At 36.4% G+C, this 19,417-nt stretch carries 19 protein-coding genes and 4 tRNA genes; 1 reads left to right on the forward strand and 22 read right to left on the reverse strand.

What is annotated here, in order from left to right:
- Positions 1–28: 28 nt before the first annotated feature.
- The 20 genes from NKR74_RS23670 to NKR74_RS23765 all read right to left on the reverse strand — a co-directional run bounded on the left by NKR74_RS23670 (position 29) and on the right by NKR74_RS23765 (position 16,640).
- Positions 29–823, reverse strand: coding sequence for an MBL fold metallo-hydrolase (locus NKR74_RS23670; RefSeq protein ID WP_098310131.1), 795 nt, complete (start codon positions 821–823; stop codon positions 29–31).
- Complete coding sequence (locus tag NKR74_RS23675; RefSeq protein ID WP_098310132.1) at positions 820–1,638, reverse strand: two-component system regulatory protein YycI; 819 nt, start codon at positions 1,636–1,638, stop codon at positions 820–822. Before NKR74_RS23675 ends, NKR74_RS23670 begins: the two co-directional genes overlap by 4 nt.
- Positions 1,625–2,965, reverse strand: coding sequence for a YycH family regulatory protein (locus tag NKR74_RS23680; RefSeq protein ID WP_253631044.1), 1,341 nt, complete (start codon positions 2,963–2,965; stop codon positions 1,625–1,627). The genes NKR74_RS23675 and NKR74_RS23680 overlap by 14 nt, the downstream gene beginning before the upstream one ends.
- Positions 2,962–4,797, reverse strand: a complete 1,836-nt coding sequence (gene walK, locus NKR74_RS23685) for a cell wall metabolism sensor histidine kinase WalK (RefSeq protein WP_098310134.1) — start codon at positions 4,795–4,797, stop codon at positions 2,962–2,964. The genes NKR74_RS23680 and walK overlap by 4 nt, the downstream gene beginning before the upstream one ends.
- 3 nt (positions 4,798–4,800) lie before the next feature.
- Positions 4,801–5,508 carry a cell wall metabolism DNA-binding response regulator WalR gene (walR, locus tag NKR74_RS23690; RefSeq protein WP_253631045.1) on the reverse strand — a complete coding sequence of 236 codons (708 nt, stop codon included), beginning with the start codon at positions 5,506–5,508 and terminating at the stop codon, positions 4,801–4,803.
- A 158-nt stretch (positions 5,509–5,666) separates the two neighbouring features.
- Positions 5,667–5,739 (reverse strand) — tRNA-Phe (locus tag NKR74_RS23695).
- A gap of 43 nt (positions 5,740–5,782) precedes the next feature.
- Positions 5,783–5,858, reverse strand: a tRNA-Asp gene (locus NKR74_RS23700).
- Positions 5,859–5,878: 20 nt separating this feature from the next.
- A tRNA-Glu gene (locus NKR74_RS23705) sits at positions 5,879–5,950 on the reverse strand.
- 12 nt (positions 5,951–5,962) lie between these two features.
- Positions 5,963–6,038: transfer RNA gene (locus NKR74_RS23710), tRNA-Lys, on the reverse strand.
- A gap of 162 nt (positions 6,039–6,200) precedes the next feature.
- On the reverse strand, positions 6,201–7,490 hold the full coding sequence (locus tag NKR74_RS23715; RefSeq protein ID WP_253631046.1) for an adenylosuccinate synthase: 1,290 nt from the start codon (positions 7,488–7,490) through the stop codon (positions 6,201–6,203).
- A gap of 214 nt (positions 7,491–7,704) precedes the next feature.
- On the reverse strand, positions 7,705–9,054 hold the full coding sequence (gene dnaB / locus NKR74_RS23720) for a replicative DNA helicase (RefSeq protein ID WP_098310137.1): 1,350 nt from the start codon (positions 9,052–9,054) through the stop codon (positions 7,705–7,707).
- Between the two features lie 27 nt (positions 9,055–9,081).
- Positions 9,082–9,528, reverse strand: coding sequence for a 50S ribosomal protein L9 (rplI, locus tag NKR74_RS23725; protein WP_098310138.1), 447 nt, complete (start codon positions 9,526–9,528; stop codon positions 9,082–9,084).
- Positions 9,525–11,498: a DHH family phosphoesterase gene (locus NKR74_RS23730; RefSeq protein WP_098310139.1), complete on the reverse strand. Its 1,974-nt coding sequence runs from the start codon at positions 11,496–11,498 to the stop codon at positions 9,525–9,527. Before NKR74_RS23730 ends, rplI begins: the two co-directional genes overlap by 4 nt.
- Before the next feature lie 189 nt (positions 11,499–11,687).
- The gene (locus NKR74_RS23735) at positions 11,688–12,626 is read right to left on the reverse strand and encodes a YybS family protein (protein ID WP_253631047.1); all 939 of its coding nucleotides are present in this window, start codon (positions 12,624–12,626) and stop codon (positions 11,688–11,690) included.
- Between the two features lie 167 nt (positions 12,627–12,793).
- Positions 12,794–13,030: a 30S ribosomal protein S18 gene (rpsR, locus tag NKR74_RS23740; RefSeq protein ID WP_098310141.1), complete on the reverse strand. Its 237-nt coding sequence runs from the start codon at positions 13,028–13,030 to the stop codon at positions 12,794–12,796.
- 44 nt (positions 13,031–13,074) lie between these two features.
- Positions 13,075–13,584, reverse strand: coding sequence for a single-stranded DNA-binding protein (gene ssb, locus NKR74_RS23745; protein WP_098310142.1), 510 nt, complete (start codon positions 13,582–13,584; stop codon positions 13,075–13,077).
- 30 nt (positions 13,585–13,614) lie between these two features.
- Positions 13,615–13,902, reverse strand: coding sequence for a 30S ribosomal protein S6 (gene rpsF / locus NKR74_RS23750; protein WP_098310143.1), 288 nt, complete (start codon positions 13,900–13,902; stop codon positions 13,615–13,617).
- A gap of 192 nt (positions 13,903–14,094) precedes the next feature.
- Positions 14,095–15,195, reverse strand: coding sequence for a redox-regulated ATPase YchF (ychF, locus tag NKR74_RS23755; protein WP_253631048.1), 1,101 nt, complete (start codon positions 15,193–15,195; stop codon positions 14,095–14,097).
- 357 nt (positions 15,196–15,552) lie between these two features.
- Positions 15,553–15,750 (reverse strand): DUF951 domain-containing protein, encoded by a 198-nt coding sequence (locus NKR74_RS23760; RefSeq protein ID WP_302850595.1) that lies wholly within the window; start codon positions 15,748–15,750, stop codon positions 15,553–15,555.
- Between the two features lie 20 nt (positions 15,751–15,770).
- On the reverse strand, positions 15,771–16,640 hold the full coding sequence (locus NKR74_RS23765; RefSeq protein ID WP_098310146.1) for a mechanosensitive ion channel family protein: 870 nt from the start codon (positions 16,638–16,640) through the stop codon (positions 15,771–15,773).
- Positions 16,641–17,074: 434 nt separating this feature from the next.
- Between NKR74_RS23765 and yyaC the strand changes: the two genes are divergently transcribed.
- Positions 17,075–17,671, forward strand: coding sequence for a spore protease YyaC (gene yyaC, locus NKR74_RS23770; RefSeq protein ID WP_098310147.1), 597 nt, complete (start codon positions 17,075–17,077; stop codon positions 17,669–17,671).
- Positions 17,672–17,689: 18 nt separating this feature from the next.
- Here the strand turns inward: yyaC and NKR74_RS23775 are convergent, their stop codons facing one another.
- Both NKR74_RS23775 and soj read right to left on the reverse strand, forming a co-directional pair.
- Positions 17,690–18,541 (reverse strand): ParB/RepB/Spo0J family partition protein, encoded by an 852-nt coding sequence (locus tag NKR74_RS23775; RefSeq protein WP_253631049.1) that lies wholly within the window; start codon positions 18,539–18,541, stop codon positions 17,690–17,692.
- Positions 18,534–19,295 (reverse strand): sporulation initiation inhibitor protein Soj, encoded by a 762-nt coding sequence (gene soj / locus NKR74_RS23780; RefSeq protein ID WP_253631050.1) that lies wholly within the window; start codon positions 19,293–19,295, stop codon positions 18,534–18,536. Before soj ends, NKR74_RS23775 begins: the two co-directional genes overlap by 8 nt.
- Between the last annotated feature and the right edge of the window lie 122 nt (positions 19,296–19,417).

Genomic DNA, 19,417 nt, shown 5'->3' on the forward strand with positions numbered 1-19,417 from the left:
CTCCTTTATTGTTTACCAAAATGAAGAATTATACGTATTGAATTTTAGTTGGCATTTTGGGATCCGTATCGTGCAGCTGGAATGCTTCTCCTACAGCAAGTCCTTTTTCTTCAAGTACTTGTTCAACAGACATACGAGCAAGTTCTTTCATATTATTATCTAAACTAAGGTGAGCCAAATAAATATGCTTCGTTTCATCTGTAATCACATCGGTCATCGCAAGAGCTGCGTCTTCATTAGAAACATGTCCTACATCACTCAAAATTCTTCGTTTAATGCTCCACGGGTAACGTCCCATTCGCAGCATTTCAACGTCATGATTACTTTCAAATACAAAAGCATTAGCTCCCTTAATAATTCCTTTCATTCGGTCGCTAACATATCCCGTATCTGTAATAAGCACTAACTTTCTTCCATTATGATGAAACGCATAAAACATTGGTTCAGCAGCGTCATGTGAAACACCAAATGATTCCACTTCAATATCTCCAAATGTTTTAATCTCTCCAATTGAGAAAATAAATTTTTGCTCTGTTGGAATATTACCGATTAAATGTTCCATCGCGTTCCATGTTTTCTCATTTGCATAAACGGGCAAATCATACTTACGTGCTAACACGCCTAGTCCTTTAATATGGTCACTATGTTCGTGTGTAACAAGAATACCGGATATGCTATTTATGTCTAGTTCAGCTTGCTGAAACAAAGCTTCTGTTGCTTTTCCACTTAGCCCTGCATCTACTAATAATTTTTGGCGCTCTGTCCCTACATACAGCGCATTTCCTGTACTGCCACTTGCAAGTACACTAAAATGCAAACTCATTTACCCTCACTCCATTGCTCGTTTTCCTTGTTGTCCTTGCCCAATTGAATAATTTGTCCCTCTATTGCATTCACAAAGTAATCCATTTTATCTGTATACAAATTCCACGTTGGAACAAGAACTTGCACATTTGAAGAAGAAGAAGCTACCACTGTTGCATATCCTAGTTTTGCTCCTTTTACATGACTCCCTTGCTTTAATTCATTTTTCGTATACAACGTTTCTAATGCATTCCGAGCAGAAATAATATCCAATTCCTTATTTTGCTCTCCCATCTCTTTAAAATCATATAACATCGTTTGTGTATACGATATAATTTCTTTCTTTTCATTCAACTCCGCAACAATCATACCGTGTTGATTATAATAAATGGGCTTATCCTTATATTTTTGAAAAAAATATACTCTCGATCCTTCTACTTTCCCAGCAGGACTATATTTTTGCCCATCAATTACATAAGAACGTAGAAATTCACTATAATTATCACCTATTGTTGCTTTCGAACTCCCAAATGGTTCTTTAAGCTTACTTGAAATTGTATTCGAATCTTGTAGAGACGCCGTTTGATTTTTTAAAGAACGTATATCTTCATCAGAAAAAACCTTATTTTTCGCCATAATATACGTATCTTTCGTCGGTTCTTTCGGCAAATTATCAGCTGTAATTTTATCTGCTTTCAATTGTTCCTCAATATTCGTTTCCGTCATATAATCAAGTTGATTACTATCTTGCTTTTGAATGAACTGAAAGAGAAGAAAGAGATCTAAAATGAAAAAGGCAACAATAAAAATTGTTTTAATCCTATTCCAATCCAATGAGCTCTCCCCCTTTCTCCTCACTCCATTCTAGAATGTTATTATCTTCACCATACACAACGTACCAAATAGGTTTTAAATTTACTGCAGCAATCTTTTTCCCATCGGCCCCCAGCTCTGGTGTAAGTTTATATCCTAACCGAATATCCTGAATTAATTTCATATCCACTTTTTTATTCTTCTCTAAAGATTGTATCATTGTCTTACCATCTGGAAGAGAAATTGTTTGATCATCACCATACTTTAATGTCGATAACTTAAATAATGGACGCTTATACGAAATTAATTCCTCTGTCCCCCATGCTTGTTCTATCGTCGCCATACCACTTTCATTAAATACAGGCAAGCTATCAACATATAAACGATACGTTGTTTGTCCTGTTTTAGAGTTCATATAATCAAAACGATAAGAATCTGTTAAGCCACCATGACTATTAAGAAAATCAAAACTGCGTTGAACAAGAGCGTTTCCATATATGTGTGATTGATCTGATGCAGCTGAATTTGTGTACTGCAGCATTTGTTTTTTCTTTAGTACTTGCATAAGACGAATTCCATCTGTATATGTGTTTTCCTGATCATCAGACACTTTTTTTACATAACGAGGATCTGTAAATAATGCATTTATAAATATATCCTCAGGTATATCACTTATTAAATATCCCATACTTTGCATATCTGTTTTCGTATCTGGTAAAAAGATCTCTCTTGTATCACTTAATGTATATTGAGAGTATTCCCTCGCATTAGCTGTAAATTGGTCACGTGCTGCATCAAGTTCTTTGAGCGTAATTCCCTTTAATACCATTTGATATACTTTGCGATTTTCATACGAAATGAAATATACAGGAATGTTACCATCCCGGCTTCCTTGTAAATCAATCATTATACGATTGAAGCTATATAATTCTGGGATTTTTTCTTTAATTGTAAAAACACTTCTCATAGAATCCAAAGGTATATGTGTAGGAAAAATCATTTCAATCTTATTTTTACCACGAACGAAGGAGAGGAATTGATGTTTTGGGATATCATTTGATATATCTCTAAAATCATACAATTCTCCTCTCTCAAGTAATTTATACAAAGGATCAATAGTATCTATATTTTCGCTTCCAAGGTGTGTATTCTCTTTATGATAAAGAACTAAAGAAGGCAAAACGACATTTTCAGGACCCTTCTGCATCATCTCTGTATTATCTTGTAAATACTTTGCATTTTGTGATTTACTAGAATCCGGCACATAAGTCCATAAATTAAAAGTAAGAAATAAACTAATAACAACCAAATTAATAAGCAAGACTGACTTTAAATTCTTAATTTTCATTCCCAGTCATCCTCTTCTTCCTTTTCCATTGGAAGCGTGAAATAGATGGTTGTCCCTTTTCCTTCTTCACTTTTTGCCCAAACTGAGCCGCCATGAGCTTGAATCATTTCCTTGGCAATCGCGAGACCTAATCCCGTTCCGCCTAGTTTACGCGAACGCGCTTTATCAACACGGTAGAAACGTTCAAAGATTTTATCTACGTTCTCTTTTGGAATGCCCACTCCTTGGTCGCTAATGCTTATTTCTAACATATCTTCTCTTTCTCGTAAACGATATGTCACTGTTCCACCCTCTGGAGAATACTTTAACGCATTTGAAATGATATTATAGAGAACTTGTGTAATTTTATCTTCATCGATTTCAATAAAACGTGATTTCTTAGAAAATGAACGATTAAAAGATACATTTTGTTCTTTTGACATTTCAAAACGGTCAATGATATTACTAAAGAATTGTGTAAAGTCTACCCATTCTTTCATTAAACGATATTCTGTACTATCCAATTTCGAAAGCTGCAATAGTGCATTTACAAGGCGAATCATTCGTTCCGTTTCTTCTTGTGTTACCTGTAAGAATTGCGGTGCAATATTCTCATCTTGCCACGCTCCTTCACCCAATGCCTCTAAATAACTGCGCATCGTTGTTAATGGTGTACGAAGTTCATGTGAAACGTTTGCTACGAATTCGCGGCGTTCCCTATCAATTCGTTCTTGTTCTGTTACATCATATAATACTGCAATTAAACCATTCACCTTTCCAGTTTCTTTTTGAATAACAGAAAAGCTAGCTCGCAAAATATATGGCTCATCCCTTGTACTAAAATCTAATATAACAGAGTCTGGTTCTTCATATAAATTATCTAATGTGTATTCTTCTTGAATGCCTAATATTTCTAAAACAGACTGGTCTAATGCTGTTTCACGTGAAACATTTAGCATTTTTTCTGCCGGATCATTTAATAAGATAATATCTCCTTTTCGATCCGTTGCAATTACCCCATCTGTCATATGAGATAACACAGATGAAAGCTTTCGTCTCTCACTTTCCGTAGAAGAACGAGCTTGCTGCAACTTCTTCGATAAGTTATTAAATGCTAATGCTAGTTGACCAATTTCATCATTGCCATGTACTTTTACTTTACGAGAATAATTCCCCTTTGCCATTTCAATGGCTTGCCTTCTCATATCTGAAATTGGCCTTGTAATGGTTTGTGCCAACAAAGTGCCTAGCACAGCTGTTACCAACAGTGCAATAACCGTTCCCGTTGCAAAAATTTGATTAATAAGCTTCATTTGTTTATAAACATCTTCCATAGAAGCAACAATATAAATTACACCAAGTGTTTTCTTATTGTCTCCTTGAATTGGAGTGGCAACAACTTCCACACGATTCCCTGTGTTGCGATCTATTTCCATTTTTTCAACGGGTTTTCCTTGTACTAAAGCTCGCTTTACCAGTAGATCAGTTGTTTTCTTTCCAACAATCCCTTGATTATACTGATGTGATGTCGCTAATACACGGCTATTTGCATCAATCACCCTAACTTCTTGAATATCAGCTTTTCGATCAGAAGAAAAATCTTCTATGCTCGTTTGAATTGCTCCTTCAAGAGTGGGATCTGTTTTTTCTCTTTCTTTTGTAAATTCCTGCTTTAAATTGTAAGCGAGTAAATTCGTTTGTTGTGTTAATGATTCCTTAAAGCTCTTCACAAGGTTCTTTTCTAACTCACGAACGAAATATACACCAATAATTTGCATCGCCATTAAAATTAATAGCATGTAAATTAATACGAACTTTAAATGAATAGACTGAAAAAAACCAACTTTCTTCATATATTACTCCTGCTCTGGATCACGTAAGTAATATCCAACACCGCGTCTTGTTACAATTAAAGTCGGATGACTTGGATTATCTTCAATTTTCTCACGCAAACGACGAACCGTTACATCTACTGTACGCACATCACCAAAATAGTCATAACCCCAAACCGTTTGTAATAAATGTTCGCGTGTCATAACTTGTCCTAAATGTTTTGCTAAATAATGAAGTAATTCAAATTCACGATGTGTTAACTCAATACTTTCTTCTCGTTTTGTTACACTATATGCGTTTGGATTAATCACAATTGGACCGATAATCATCTCTGCATTTTCTTCTTTTTCAGCTGCTCCTCCTTGCTGATGACGACGTAAATTCGCTTTTACGCGTGCTAATAACTCACGTGTACTAAACGGCTTTGTTACATAATCATCCGCACCAAGTTCTAACCCAAGCACCTTGTCAATTTCAGAGTCCTTTGCTGTTAGCATAATAATCGGCATTTCATGGTTTTTTCGTATTTCACGACAAACTTCTAAACCGTCTTTTCCCGGTAACATAATATCTAATAAGACCATATCCGGTTGTTCCTCATTTGCTTTTTCAATTGCTTCATCACCATCGTGCGCCATCACAATTTCAAAACCTTCTTTTTCTAAGTTAAACTTTAAAATATCTGCAATTGGCTTCTCATCATCAACGACTAAAATTTTCTTTCCCATCATTTTAGTTTCCTCCTGCATGTTTAATGCTTTCCTTACAGAAAAGCCCCTAGCTTCAACTGCTAGAGGCTCCCTCATTCTATTGTAAAAGAACTACTCTCATTTGTAAAATTGAACAATATAAAAAGGATATTAAGTGGGCCCACCTAATATCCTGAGAGTGGCTCGGGACGGAATCGAACCGCCGACACGAGGATTTTCAGTCCTCTGCTCTACCGACTGAGCTACCGAGCCAAAACATATATATAAAACCACTAATTGTGGTATTAAACAAAAGTGGCGGTCCCGACCGGGGTCGAACCGGCGATCTCCTGCGTGACAGGCAGGCATGTTAACCACTACACCACGGGACCAAAATAATATATAAAAAAAGTGACCCGTACGGGATTCGAACCCGTGTTACCGCCGTGAAAGGGCGGTGTCTTAACCACTTGACCAACGGGCCACGAAAATAAAATGGTGAGCCATGAAGGACTCGAACCTTCGACCCTCTGATTAAAAGTCAGATGCTCTACCAACTGAGCTAATGGCTCATACTCACCAATGTCATGTTTCGTGACGACAAGAATTATAATATCATAAGATGTTTTATCTTTGCAATACTTTTTTTCATATTTTAATAAAACATGAAAAAAGAACTCATTTCAATATGAGTCCTTTCTTCAATATACCGTACTCTTAAAAAAAAGACAAGATTATAGGCCGTATACGTTACGAACAATGTTTGTTTGGTTACGGTCTGGACCAACAGAGAACATAGATAATGAAATACCTGTTAATTGAGACACACGCTCTACATAATGTCTTGCATTTTCAGGAAGATCAGCTAATGTTCTTACACCTGTAATATCTTCTGTCCAGCCTGGAAGCTCTTCATATACTGGCTCACATTTTGCTAAAATGTTTAAGTTTGCTGGAACTTCATCAAGAATTTCTCCGTTATATTTATACGCAATACAGATTTTTAAAGTTGGAATACCTGTTAATACGTCGATAGAGTTTAAAGATAAGTCTGTAAGACCGCTAACGCGACGAGCATGTCTTACAACAACGCTATCGAACCAACCAACGCGGCGTGGGCGACCTGTTGTTGTACCGTATTCACGACCAACTTCACGAATTTGATTGCCGATTTCATCATGTAATTCAGTTGGGAATGGACCATCACCTACACGGCTTGTATATGCTTTACATACACCTACAACGCGATGAATTTTAGAAGGGCCAACACCAGAACCAATTGTTACACCACCAGCTACTGGGTTAGAAGATGTAACGAATGGGTACGTACCTTGGTCGATATCAAGCATAACGCCTTGTGCACCTTCAAATAATACGCGGCGACCTTCGTCTAATGCGTCATTTAAGACAACAGATGTATCGCATACGTATTGTGCAATTCGTTGTCCATACTCATAATATTCTTCAAAAATCTCGCCAGCATTGAAACCTTCTGCATCGTACATTTTTTCAAATAAACGATTTTTTTCCGCAAGGTTGCGCTCAAGTTTTTCTTTAAATGCTTCACGATCTAAAAGGTCTGCCATACGAATACCAACACGAGCTGCTTTATCCATGTATGCAGGGCCGATACCTTTTTTCGTTGTACCAATTTTATTATCACCTTTACGCTCTTCTTCTAACTCATCTTGTTTTAAATGATAAGGTAAAATAACGTGCGCACGGTTGCTGATACGTAAATTATCAGTGCTCACACCACGATCATGTAAATATTTTAATTCTTCAAGTAATGCTTTCGGATCTACTACCATACCATTTCCGATAACACAAATTTTTTCTTTATAGAAAATACCAGATGGAATTAAGTGCAATTTATACTTAACACCGCCGAAAACGATTGTATGTCCTGCGTTATTTCCACCTTGATATCTTGCAACTACTTCCGCATGTTCAGAAAGGAAATCAGTAATTTTACCTTTTCCTTCATCTCCCCACTGTGTTCCTACAACTACTACTGAAGACATTATTCAAGCACCTCCACAATTTTCAAACGAACTTTTCAAACAATATAATTGTACCAAAATGCAAAGAGAAGTCAATTTAAAAACGAACATTTTTTTCTCTTTTATTCCTTTTGTTCGTAAGAAATATTTTTTTTACTATGATAACCTTATTTTTCACAAACAAAAAAAGAAACACATTTTATTATAAGAAATGTGTTTCTTTTTTATACCCTCACTAGGCCCCCTCATCAAAGCGCCGTTCTAAATTCACGAATTTGTTAAATTCCTTCACAAACGCTAGTTCAACTGAGCCTACTGGGCCATTACGCTGCTTAGCAATAATAATTTCAATTGTATTTTTGTTTTCTGTTTCCCGGTCATAGTAGTCTTCACGATATAAAAAGGCTACTATATCAGCATCCTGCTCAATACTTCCTGATTCACGAATATCAGACATCATCGGACGCTTATCTTGACGAGACTCAACACCACGAGAGAGCTGAGATAAGGCAATCACTGGAACTTCTAGTTCACGAGCGAGCCCTTTTAGTGTACGAGAAATTTCTGATACTTCTTGTTGACGGTTTTCACCCGATTTTCCACTACCCTGAATAAGTTGTAAATAATCGATTAAAATCATTCCAAGACCGTGTTCTTGTTTCAAGCGTCTGCATTTTGCTCGAATTTCACTAACGCGAATCCCCGGTGTATCATCAATAAAAATACCTGCATTTGAGAGACTCCCCATCGCCATCGTCAATTTCGCCCAATCTTCTGAAGTTAAAGATCCCGTACGAAGACGCTGCGCATCAATATTTCCTTCTGCACAAAGCATACGCATAACGAGCTGATCGGATCCCATCTCCAAACTAAAAATCGCAACATTTTCATCCGTTTTCGTAGCAACATTTTGAGCAATGTTTAAAGAAAATGCTGTTTTCCCTACAGATGGACGCGCCGCTACAATAATTAAATCATTACGCTGGAAACCTGCTGTCATACGATCTAACTCTGTGAAACCAGTTGGAATTCCTGTAATTTCACCTTTTTGATTATGCAGTAATTCAATTTTATCGTAAGCTGTCACAAGAACATCTTTAATATTTTGAAATCCTTTTGTGTTCGTACGCTGAGATACTTCTAGTATTTTTTTCTCTGCTTCATTTAACAGGCTCTCTACATCATCTTCTCGTTCATAACCATCCGACACAATATGCGTTGCTGTTCGAATAAGTCGGCGCAAAATCGATTTTTCAGCGATAATGCGTGCATAATATCCTACATTGGCAGCTGTCGGTACAGCTTCCGCTAGTTCAGCTAAATAGGAAACACCGCCAATTTCTTCTAACAAATTTTGATCAGCAAGCGCTGCTGTTGCAGTAACTAAATCAATTGGCTCTCCTTTATCAGAAAGATCAAGCATCATTTGATAAATCTTTTGATGTGCCGTTCGATAGAAGTCTTCTGGCATTAGCATTTCCGAAGCTGATGTTAATGCTTCTTGATCGAGAAAAATAGCCCCTAAAACGGCTTGTTCAGCCTCAATATTATGCGGAGGGGTACGATCAGCAAATACGTCACTCATGCGCAAACCTCCTCTTCAATCTTTTGTTTATTGTTCAGTAACATGTACTTTTACTGTCGCCGTCACTTGTGGGTGTAATTTCACAGTAACATTCGTATATCCTAACGCACGAATTGCGTCATCCATCTCAAATTTACGTTTATCAAGTTTAATGTTATGAGCTTTTTGTAAACCATCTACAATTTGTTTACTTGTAATAGAGCCAAATAAACGGCCACCTTCACCTGATTTTGCTTTTAATTCTACCGTTAACTTTTCTAGAGTTTCTTTTAACTCCTTACATTTTTCAAGCTCTAATTCTGCATCTTTTTCTTCCTTACGTTTTTTCGCATCTAATGTTTTCACATTTGCATTTGTTGCTTCAACCGCAAGACCTTGTTTTAATAAAAAGTTATTCGCATAACCGTCTGGTACGTTTTTTACTTCCCCTTTTTTACCTTTACCTTTTACGTCTTTTAGAAAAATTACTTTCATGATTGTGTTCCTCCCTCTAAATACTCAGTTATAACAGATTGTAGTTTTACTTCTGCTTCATCAATTGATATGTCTTGCATCTGCGTTGCGGCATTTGTTAAATGACCGCCCCCGCCTAAATGCTCCATAATAAGCTGTACATTTACCTCTCCTAAAGAACGCCCACTAATACCAATAACAGTTTCACTACGCCGCGCAATTACGAAAGAAGCTACTATTCCTGTCATTGTCAGTAATGTATCAGCCGATTGTGCAATTAATACTTGATCATAAAACCCATCACCATCTACCTTTGCAATCGCAATCCCATTTTTATAAATGTATGCATTTCGGATTGTTTTTGCAATCTGTAAATAATGCTCCATATCCTCTTTTAATAACTTTTGTACTAATACAGTATCTGCACCATGTGAACGAAGATACGAGGCTGCATCAAACGTACGTGCTCCAGTGCGGAATGTAAAGCTCTTTGTATCTACGATAATGCCAGCAAGTAAAGCCGTCGCCTCTAGCATATTCATTTTTAAGCGCTTAGGCTGATATTCCAATAGCTCTGTTACAAGTTCTGCCGTGGAAGACGCATATGGTTCCATATAGACAAGCAATGGGTCTTCAACAAAATCCTCACCACGGCGATGATGGTCAATTACAACTACATTTTCAATCTTATCAAGCAACCTTTTTTCCATGACCATGGACGGTTTATGTGTATCCACTACAACAAGAAGCGAATCATCATTCGCAAATTCCAGCGCCTGTTGCGGTGTAATAAAACGCGACCACAATTCACCTTGCTGCTTAACTTCATCCATTAGACGTTTAATTCCTTTATCAGAATCATTTTCATCCAATACGATATATCCTTCTCGTTCATTAAGTTGTGCTACTTTTAAAATACCAATTGCTGCCCCAATAGCATCCATATCCGGTGCTCGGTGCCCCATAATAATAATATTGCTGCTTTCTAGCACAAGATCTTTTAAAGCGTGAGAAATAACACGTGCACGTACACGAGTACGTTTTTCCACCGGATTCGTTTTCCCGCCATAAAACTTTACTTTCCCTGTCGCCTGTTTAATTGTCACTTGATCTCCGCCTCGTCCAAGTGCCAAATCAAGACCTGATTGCGCCATAGCTCCAAGCTCCGCTAGCGATAAATCACCAGAACCAACACCAATGCTCAATGTAAGAGGAATATTTCGTTTAGACGTTTCTTCACGTACTTGGTCTAAAATATCAAATTTCCCTTTCTCCATTTGCGCTAAAATACTTTCATTTAATACAACGAAAAATCGCTCGGATGAAGCACGTTTCAAATAAGCTCCATGTTTCACAGCCCATTCATTCAACAAAGATGTAACATGGCTTGTAATGTTTGTACGCAATTGATCATCTAGTCCTTGCGTCACTTCATCATAGTTATCTAAATAGATGACAGCGAGTACCGTTCTTTGGTCTTCATACATTTTCTCAATCTCTGTTTGCTCTGTCACATCAAAGAAATAAATTAACTTTTCTTCTTTTCTGGCAAACACGCGAAATTTCCGATTGTTCAAAGATACAATATCATTAGCTGTTTCACCTTTTGTAAATAGAAGTAGGGTCTCTGATAGATCATACAGATGCCATCCAGCTAACGAATGCTGCCCTAAACAGGAAGATAAATATGGGTTTGCCCAGTCGATTCCATAATCCTTGTTATATAGTAAAATTCCAATTGGCATTTGATTGAAAGCCTCATTACTTACCTTTTTAACTCTTGTAATCGTATCATTCGTATACTTTTCAAAGCGTTTTTGAAATGCAAGCTCAAATTTAATAGTGAAAAATAAAACGATACAAAAGACGACGAAGGAAATCATCCCCATCAACCAATGAAAATAGACGAGAATTGTAATGAGTACAAACGCTAAAAATGCCAACACATAAACAGGATACAAAAACCGCTGTTTCTTATAAAATTCAGGCATATATACAACTCCTATAAAGTGAAACTTCTATCAGTTAGGTCTTCATTCCGCTACTGATATTTAGTCAAATCCACCAGACTTATCCCCTATTTACAGAGTCTTACGGCCCCATTAAGTGCAGGATAAAAGTTTATATTTCTATGTTTCGTTACAAAAAAAGGCTTATAAAAAGCACTTTGTTTCAACTACTTATTTTACCTGTACTTTCGACCGTAACGAAAAGCCTAAATCAATTATACCTAAGATTGTCACAAGAGGGAACAAAACTGGTACAAACAAACCTACGACAAAAATTAAAATTGGAATAGCTTTAGTATATCCTTTTGCATTTGTAAAAAAAGCAAGGAACGAAAAACCTTGAAACAACAGTAATAAGGTAAAAATTGTCGATAAATTTAAAACCACCATTTCTAAATATGAGCCTGCTTCTATTTTCGTAAAAGAAGAAAGCAAAATAACAGCGACGTACAACCAAACGATACTCTTAGGAATCTGTATATCACGGAATGTCGGCCAAGATTCCACCGTGTACTTTAATCGTTTTAAGACACGATTAGCAATTAAAATCGTAATCCAAGAATAAAAAAATGACCCCATAGCAAGTAAAGCTGGTGCAAGCAAGCGAAGCATATTCCCTACTTTTTTCAATTCAGCCAGTTGATCTTCATTTACAGGTGCACCTGCCATGTTCATAAATTTCTCGCTTTGTTCCATCGATTGTTTAAACACGTCTTCCATTTGCTTAATAAAATCGATGTTAAAAAACTTTACGCTGACAACATACAGCAATACAAAACTCACAAGATATACAAGTGTCCCTACCAATAAAATTTCAATAATACTTTTTTTCTTTTTATACATATGTCCTAATACAATACCTGTTATCCCAAACATAAGTGTATTCACAATACTAAGAGGCGAACTAACAATAAGTGTTACAAGAATCGCCGCTCCTAATAACATACAAGCACTACTTAATGGGAATCTTATCGTAAAAATAAGAAATGGTAACGGCAATGCAAATATAAATATAGCCCCTAAAATGGGCATATACAGAGAAGCAAGAAGCAAGATAGCATATAAAGCAAGTAAAACTGCTCCTTCTGTAATAAGTCGTGTGCGCTTCATTATCCACACCTTCTTTCTTATAAAGTGAAACTTCCATCAGTGGGATTTCTTCATCTCCGACTGATTTTCTTCCTTCTAAATCTTAAGATGAAGCTCTTAGGAATAAAAAAGAAAAGAATAGCAAAATGCACAGTAGAGTGACACTCTACTGTGCATTTCATACGTTATTATTCACCAACATATGGTAAAAGTGCCATTTGACGAGCACGTTTGATTGCAACTGTTAATTTGCGTTGGTATTTTGCGCTAGTACCTGTTACACGACGTGGTAAAATTTTACCGCGCTCAGAAACAAAGCGTTTTAGTAAATCTACATCTTTATAGTCGATGTTAGTGATACCGTTAGATGTAAAGAAACATACCTTACGACGTTTCGCACGTCCACCTTTGCGTCCACCTGCCATGTTCATTTCCCTCCATTCTGTTTTAAAATACCCGTTCTATACCATTAAAATGGTAAGTCATCATCTGAAATATCAATTGGTTGACCTACATTTGCAAATGGATCGTCATTTCTAGTAAAGCCAGCATTCTGACCATTATTACCAGATTGACCAAATGGGTTTTGAGAGCCTTGGTTTCCGAAACCCGCTCCCGATGGTTGCTGATTGAATGAACCGCGTTGCTCACCACCGCTATTACGCGGTTCTAAAAATTGTACGTTCTCCGCTAGAACTTCTGTTACATATACACGCTTACCATCTTGTCCATCGTAATTACGAGTTTGAAGACGTCCATCTACGCCTGCTAAGCTACCTTTTTTCAAATAATTCGCCACGTTCTCTGCTTGTTTACGCCATATTACACAGTTAATAAAGTCAGCTTCACGCTCACCTTGCTGATTCGTAAATGCGCGATTCACAGCTAACGTGAAAGTAGCTACTGCAACACCATTGGGCGTGTAACGTAAGTCAGGGTCCTTAGTTAAACGACCAACGAGTATAACACGATTCATCAATCGAACCACTCTCCCTATATATCTTAATGATTATGCTTCGTTTTTAACAACGATGTGACGAATGATATCTTCGCTGATCTTAGCTAAACGATCGAATTCATTAACCGCTTCTGGGTTAGAATTTACGTTTAAGATCATGTAGAAACCGTCACGTAAGTCGTTGATTTCGTAAGCTAAACGACGCTTACCCCAATCTTTTGTGTTAATGATTTCTGCACCATTGTCAGTTAAAACGCCTGCAAAACGTTCAACTAAAGCTTTTTGAGCTTCTTCTTCCATGTTTGGACGAATGATGTACATGATTTCGTACTTTTTCATTACACTTTCACCTCCTTTTGGTCTAAACGGCCCAAATTGGGCAAGGAGCAATTAATTTATAGTAATTACTCACGAGTTTAGATTATATCATAGTAAGTTAGAGGAAGCAACTCACGAAAACATAAAAAACTTGGCAAACCTAATGAATTTGCCAAGTTAAATACTTTATTTTTTTCCTAGGAAATAAAAAAATTATACATTAAAGCGGAAGTGCACAACATCTCCGTCTTTCATAACGTATTCTTTTCCTTCTAATCGTACTTTTCCAGCTTCTTTAGCAGCTGTCATAGAACCATTTTCCATTAAATCATCATAAGATACTGTTTCTGCACGAATAAATCCACGTTCAAAATCTGTATGAATGATTCCAGCACATTGTGGTGCTTTCATCCCTGTTTTAAATGTCCAAGCACGTACTTCTTGTACACCCGCTGTGAAATAAGTAGCCAACCCTAATAAATCATACGCTGCACGAATTAATTGATCTAGACCAGATTCCTGAATTCCTAGTTCTTCAAGGAAAGCTCTCTTTTCTTCTTCATCTAACTCAGCAATTTCTGATTCAATTTTTGCGCAAACAACAATTACTTGAGAGTTTTCTTTTGCAGCAAATTCTTTTACAATTTGTACATATTCATTTCCAGATGGATCCATTACATCATCTTCACCAACGTTTGCTACATATAGCATTTCTTTTATTGTTAATAAGTGAAGACCTTTTACTACTTTCATTTGCTCTTCTGTAAATTCAACTGTACGAGCCGGTTTTCCTTCTTCAAACGCTTCTTTTAAACGGACTAAAATTTCATGTTCAAATGCAGCATCTTTATCTTTTTGCTTCGCTAATTTTGCCACGCGATCAATGCGTTTATCAACAGATTCTAAATCCGCTAAAATAAGTTCTAAGTTGATTGTTTCAATATCTGAAATCGGATCTACTTTACCCGCTACGTGTGTAATATTTTCATCTTCAAAGCAACGAACTACTTGGCAAATTGCATCTACTTGACGAATATGGGATAAGAATTTATTTCCTAATCCTTCACCTTTACTCGCACCTTTTACAATACCTGCAATATCCGTAAATTCAAAGACAGTTGGCACTGTTTTCTTTGGTTCAACAAGTTCAGTTAATTTATTTAAACGATAATCTGGAACTTCTACAATCCCTACGTTTGGATCTATTGTACAGAATGGATAGTTTGCAGATTCTGCCCCCGCTTGTGTAATTGCATTAAATAATGTTGATTTACCTACGTTCGGTAGTCCAACGATACCAGCCGTTAATCCCATATTCTTCACTCCTATGTCTCAATCTTCCATCATTATAGATAGTAACGAATAAAATGACAAGCTTCATAGAGTTTCATAAAACGAAACTCTATGAAGCGGAGAGGGCACTTTATCCCGCACTAACGGGCAGTAAAATCCCCACCTCAAAATTCAGAGAAAACGAAGAAGCTAGGTGGGGGATAACTGCCCGTAAGAGCCCGATTGGTTCAACTAGCCATTAGCGGGGGGGATGAAGCCCCCGCTAATGGCAGTTTCACTTTATCCCACACTAATTATTAGTTAAACCAATCGAGCTTTTACAGGTAGTAATAGCGAAAAAAAATAAACAGCTGCATCAGCTACTGTTTATTTTTTCATCTATTCTTCATGCTTTATAAGTATTTTCTTCACCTTACGATCAAATTCTCTTCGAGGAATCATTACCGAATGGCCACACCCCTCGCACTTAATACGAATATCCATTCCCATGCGAATAATCTTCCAACGATTTTCACCGCATGGATGAGCCTTTTTCATTTCCACTACATCGTACAAGTTATATTGCTTTTGTTCCACTCTCTAAACTCCTCTCACTGCTAATTTGCCTTTTCACTCATCAGCTCTTCACGGTTATATAGAACCATACGTGGATATGGAATTTCAATACCATGTAAATCAAGGCGATTTTTAATTTCTTTACGAAGCGCTCTCGCTACTACAAAATGTTGCATCGGTTCTACTTCAGCTGTAACCCTTAAAACAACTTCTGATGCTGCCAAACTCTGTACACCTAATAATTGCGGACGAGCAACCATTTGCTCATACCTTGTTGGTAATTCATCCAATAACTTTTCAAGAACTTTTTCTGCATGTTCAATATCACTTTCATAAGAAATAGATACATCTACAAAGGCGACACTATTACTAACAGAGAAATTTGTTACTTCCTTAATATTTCCATTTGGAATAATATGAATTTCACCTGTCCATTTCTTCATTTTTGTTGTACGTAATCCAATCTCTTGAATAACTCCTTCAAATTGGCCTAAGCGTACATAGTCCCCTACAGAAAATTGATCCTCTAATAAAATAAAGAATCCAGTGATAACATCTTTAACTAAGTTTTGTGCACCAAAACCAACTGCTAAACCAACAACCCCTGCGCCAGCTAATAATCCTTTTGTATCAATTCCAAATACCCCTAAAATAGCGATTATTACAACGAAAAAGATAACATACGTAAAAATATTTTCTAATAACTTTGCTAACGTCATCGTTCTTCTTTCAGAAATTTGAATTGGTGATTTTGTCTTTATTTTGAAAGCATTACTGATAATTGCCCTGCCAATTCGAATAACTATGCTTGAAATAAGGAAAATAAGTGCAATTTGTAGTAAACCAAGACCAATATTTTCCCATAATCCTGCATCTAACAATTTTGTATATAAGTCGTGAAGTCCTTTCATCGCGACCTGCCTTTCTATCTCATATTCATTATTTATTGTAACAGAATTTCTCCTATATTTTACGAAAAAAGTTCTTTCATACGCTTTTATTTTCGCACTCTATAAGGTATAAAATAACAACTTTTTTTATATACTAGTACTAGTATTCTCCAGACTACATGACATACTTCACCAGCATTCATATTTTATGAGTATCTAGATACAAAAATGTATATTTCTTTCTACTCACACTTCATCTTTTTACAACAGAGTTCATTCTCCATCAGCGGGGGAAAATGGGAAGTTTTCCAATTTATACATAACATAAAATACAGTTCCCCTAACCATAAACTCAATATAATTCTTACATTCAAAAGAATATATGACATGCAATAATTTTTAGGAAAATCAAATTCATATGAATTTGATAAATTCTATTAAAGGATGGATGCTTCGTGAATATCGGAAGTTTTCGCTTACCTTTTTTTGAAAAAGATTCGGAGCAAGTTATGTATCATGATGCAAATTGCAATCAAACAGTTAGTAGCTTTCTACTCTCTCATCTTCCAATTGAAAAAGACTCTCCACTTATTGTGCTTTGTATCGGGACAGACCGATCAACTGGTGATGCATTAGGTCCCCTTGTTGGTTCAAAACTACAAGATTATAACATTCAACATTTTCATTTATACGGAACATTAGAATCACCAGTCCACGCTTTAAACTTAGAAGAAACGATTACAGAAATACACAAAACATTTATGGATCCCTTTATTATCGCAATTGATGCATGTCTAGGAAAATCTCAAAATATTGGTTCCATTACAATCGGAAAAGGACCTAGTAAACCCGGAGCCGCTATGAATAAAAAACTCCCTGCAATTGGTGATATGCATATCCACGGCATTGTAAATTTAAATGGGTTTATGGAATTTTTTGTACTGCAAAACACAAGATTAAATCTTGTTATGAACATGGCTACCAGCATTGCAGAAAGTATTATTGAAACAGATAAAAAACTTGCTGTAATGAAAAAAATAAACCATCTATAAGTCAAGATGGTTTATTTTTTACTGTTCTCCTGCTAAAAGTTCTAAAATACGTTGTAAATCACCTTTATTGAAAAATTGAATTTCAATTTTTCCTTTTTCTTGATTCGTTTCTTTAATTTTCACAGCAGTTCCAAATCGCTCTCGTAATACGGTTTCTTGCTCCTCAAAAAAAATATTCCTTGCTGGTTTTTGTTTCTTTGTTTCACGTGAAACATCTTCATTCATCTGCTGAATAATTTGCTCCAACTGACGGACATTTAATCCTTCTTTTTCAATTCGTTGTAATAAGCTATTAATTTGTGTTTTATCTTTTAAAGCAAGTAATGTTCGTCCATGTCCCATAGAAATCGTTCCATTTGAAATCATCTCTTGTACAAAAGATGGGAGAGACAGTAAGCGAATGTGGTTTGCAATATGTGGCCTGCTTTTTCCAAGCCGCTTTGCTAACTGTTCTTGTGTTACCTTAAGTTGTTCCATCAGCATTTGATATGCTAACGCCTCCTCAATAGGCGTTAAATCTTCACGTTGTAAATTTTCTAGTAGCGCAAGCTCCATCATTTGTTGCTCGTTTAAATCTCGAACAACAACAGGAACTGTTTCGAGATTTGCCTCTTTTGCAGCACGAAATCTCCGTTCTCCTGCAACAATTTCGTATCCTTTAATACTTTTTCGAACGATAAGCGGTTGTAAAATCCCATGTTCTTTAATGGATAATGCTAACTCTTGAATTGCTTCCTTTTGAAAATATTTACGCGGCTGATATGGGTTAGGACGTAATTCGTTTACTTGCAATTCTTGAATTGTTTCTTCCTCTTTCACATCCAAATCTGGAAAAAACGCATTAATTCCTCTTCCTAGTCCTTTAGCCACCTGCAATCACTTCCTTCGCTAAATCTAAATACACTTCCGCCCCCCTCGACTTAGCATCATACATCATAATTGGTTTACCATGACTCGGCGCTTCACTTAAACGTACATTACGCGGAATAATCGAACTATATACTTTATCGCGGAAATATTTCTTCACTTCATCAATTACTTGTAATCCTAAGTTTGTACGAGCATCCAACATTGTTAGTAAAACACCTTGAATTGCTAAATTTTTATTTAAATGCTTTTGTACAAGGCGAACTGTATTCAATAATTGACTTAACCCCTCTAAGGCGTAATACTCACATTGAACAGGAATAATAACAGAATCTGCAGCAGTTAATGCGTTAATGGTTAATAAACCTAAAGATGGGGGACAATCAATAATAATATAATCATACTCATCACGAATTGGCTGCAGCGCACGCTGCAGGCGAACTTCCCGGGAAATTGTCGGTACAAGTTCTATTTCAGCTCCCGCTAGCTGAATAGTAGCAGGAAGCACATCTAGATTTTCAGTTGCTGTTCTCTGTATAACCCCACGAACATCCGTATCTTCTACAAGCACATTATAAATACATTCATTTAAATCTGATTTTTCAATTCCGACTCCTGTCGTTGCATTCCCTTGTGCATCAATATCAACAAGAAGTACTTTTTTTCCTACTTGTGCCAATCCAGCTCCTAAATTTACCGATGTCGTTGTTTTTCCAACCCCACCTTTTTGATTAGCAATGGCAATGATTTTCCCCATGATGTCACCTACTTTCAACCTTTCTGTCTTATTCTACAAATGATTGTTTTTATTTTAACATGAAACAATCATGTTTCTTTTGTTTATATTAAACTTCAAAATTTATTTACAAACTCCTTCTT

It is taken from the genome of Bacillus sp. 3103sda1, from assembly GCF_024159135.1.
Classification (GTDB): domain Bacteria; phylum Bacillota; class Bacilli; order Bacillales; family Bacillaceae_G; genus Bacillus_A; species Bacillus_A rhizoplanae.

What these genes read in the sequence shown, in the direction of transcription:
- NKR74_RS23670 (WP_098310131.1), bottom strand. Translation starts at nt 823, where the DNA reads ATGAGTTTGCATTTTAGTGTACTTGCAAGTGGCAGTACAGGAAATGCG.
- NKR74_RS23680 (WP_253631044.1), bottom strand. Translation starts at nt 2,965, where the DNA reads ATGAAAATTAAGAATTTAAAGTCAGTCTTGCTTATTAATTTGGTTGTT.
- walK (WP_098310134.1), bottom strand. Translation starts at nt 4,797, where the DNA reads ATGAAGAAAGTTGGTTTTTTTCAGTCTATTCATTTAAAGTTCGTATTA.
- walR (WP_253631045.1), bottom strand. Translation starts at nt 5,508, where the DNA reads ATGATGGGAAAGAAAATTTTAGTCGTTGATGATGAGAAGCCAATTGCA.
- NKR74_RS23715 (WP_253631046.1), bottom strand. Translation starts at nt 7,490, where the DNA reads ATGTCTTCAGTAGTAGTTGTAGGAACACAGTGGGGAGATGAAGGAAAA.
- dnaB (WP_098310137.1), bottom strand. Translation starts at nt 9,054, where the DNA reads ATGAGTGACGTATTTGCTGATCGTACCCCTCCGCATAATATTGAGGCT.
- rplI (WP_098310138.1), bottom strand. Translation starts at nt 9,528, where the DNA reads ATGAAAGTAATTTTTCTAAAAGACGTAAAAGGTAAAGGTAAAAAAGGG.
- NKR74_RS23730 (WP_098310139.1), bottom strand. Translation starts at nt 11,498, where the DNA reads ATGCCTGAATTTTATAAGAAACAGCGGTTTTTGTATCCTGTTTATGTG.
- NKR74_RS23735 (WP_253631047.1), bottom strand. Translation starts at nt 12,626, where the DNA reads ATGAAGCGCACACGACTTATTACAGAAGGAGCAGTTTTACTTGCTTTA.
- rpsR (WP_098310141.1), bottom strand. Translation starts at nt 13,030, where the DNA reads ATGGCAGGTGGACGCAAAGGTGGACGTGCGAAACGTCGTAAGGTATGT.
- rpsF (WP_098310143.1), bottom strand. Translation starts at nt 13,902, where the DNA reads ATGAAAAAGTACGAAATCATGTACATCATTCGTCCAAACATGGAAGAA.
- ychF (WP_253631048.1), bottom strand. Translation starts at nt 15,195, where the DNA reads ATGGGATTAACGGCTGGTATCGTTGGACTACCGAACGTAGGTAAATCA.
- NKR74_RS23765 (WP_098310146.1), bottom strand. Translation starts at nt 16,640, where the DNA reads ATGAAAGGACTTCACGACTTATATACAAAATTGTTAGATGCAGGATTA.
- soj (WP_253631050.1), bottom strand. Translation starts at nt 19,295, where the DNA reads ATGGGGAAAATCATTGCCATTGCTAATCAAAAAGGTGGGGTTGGAAAA.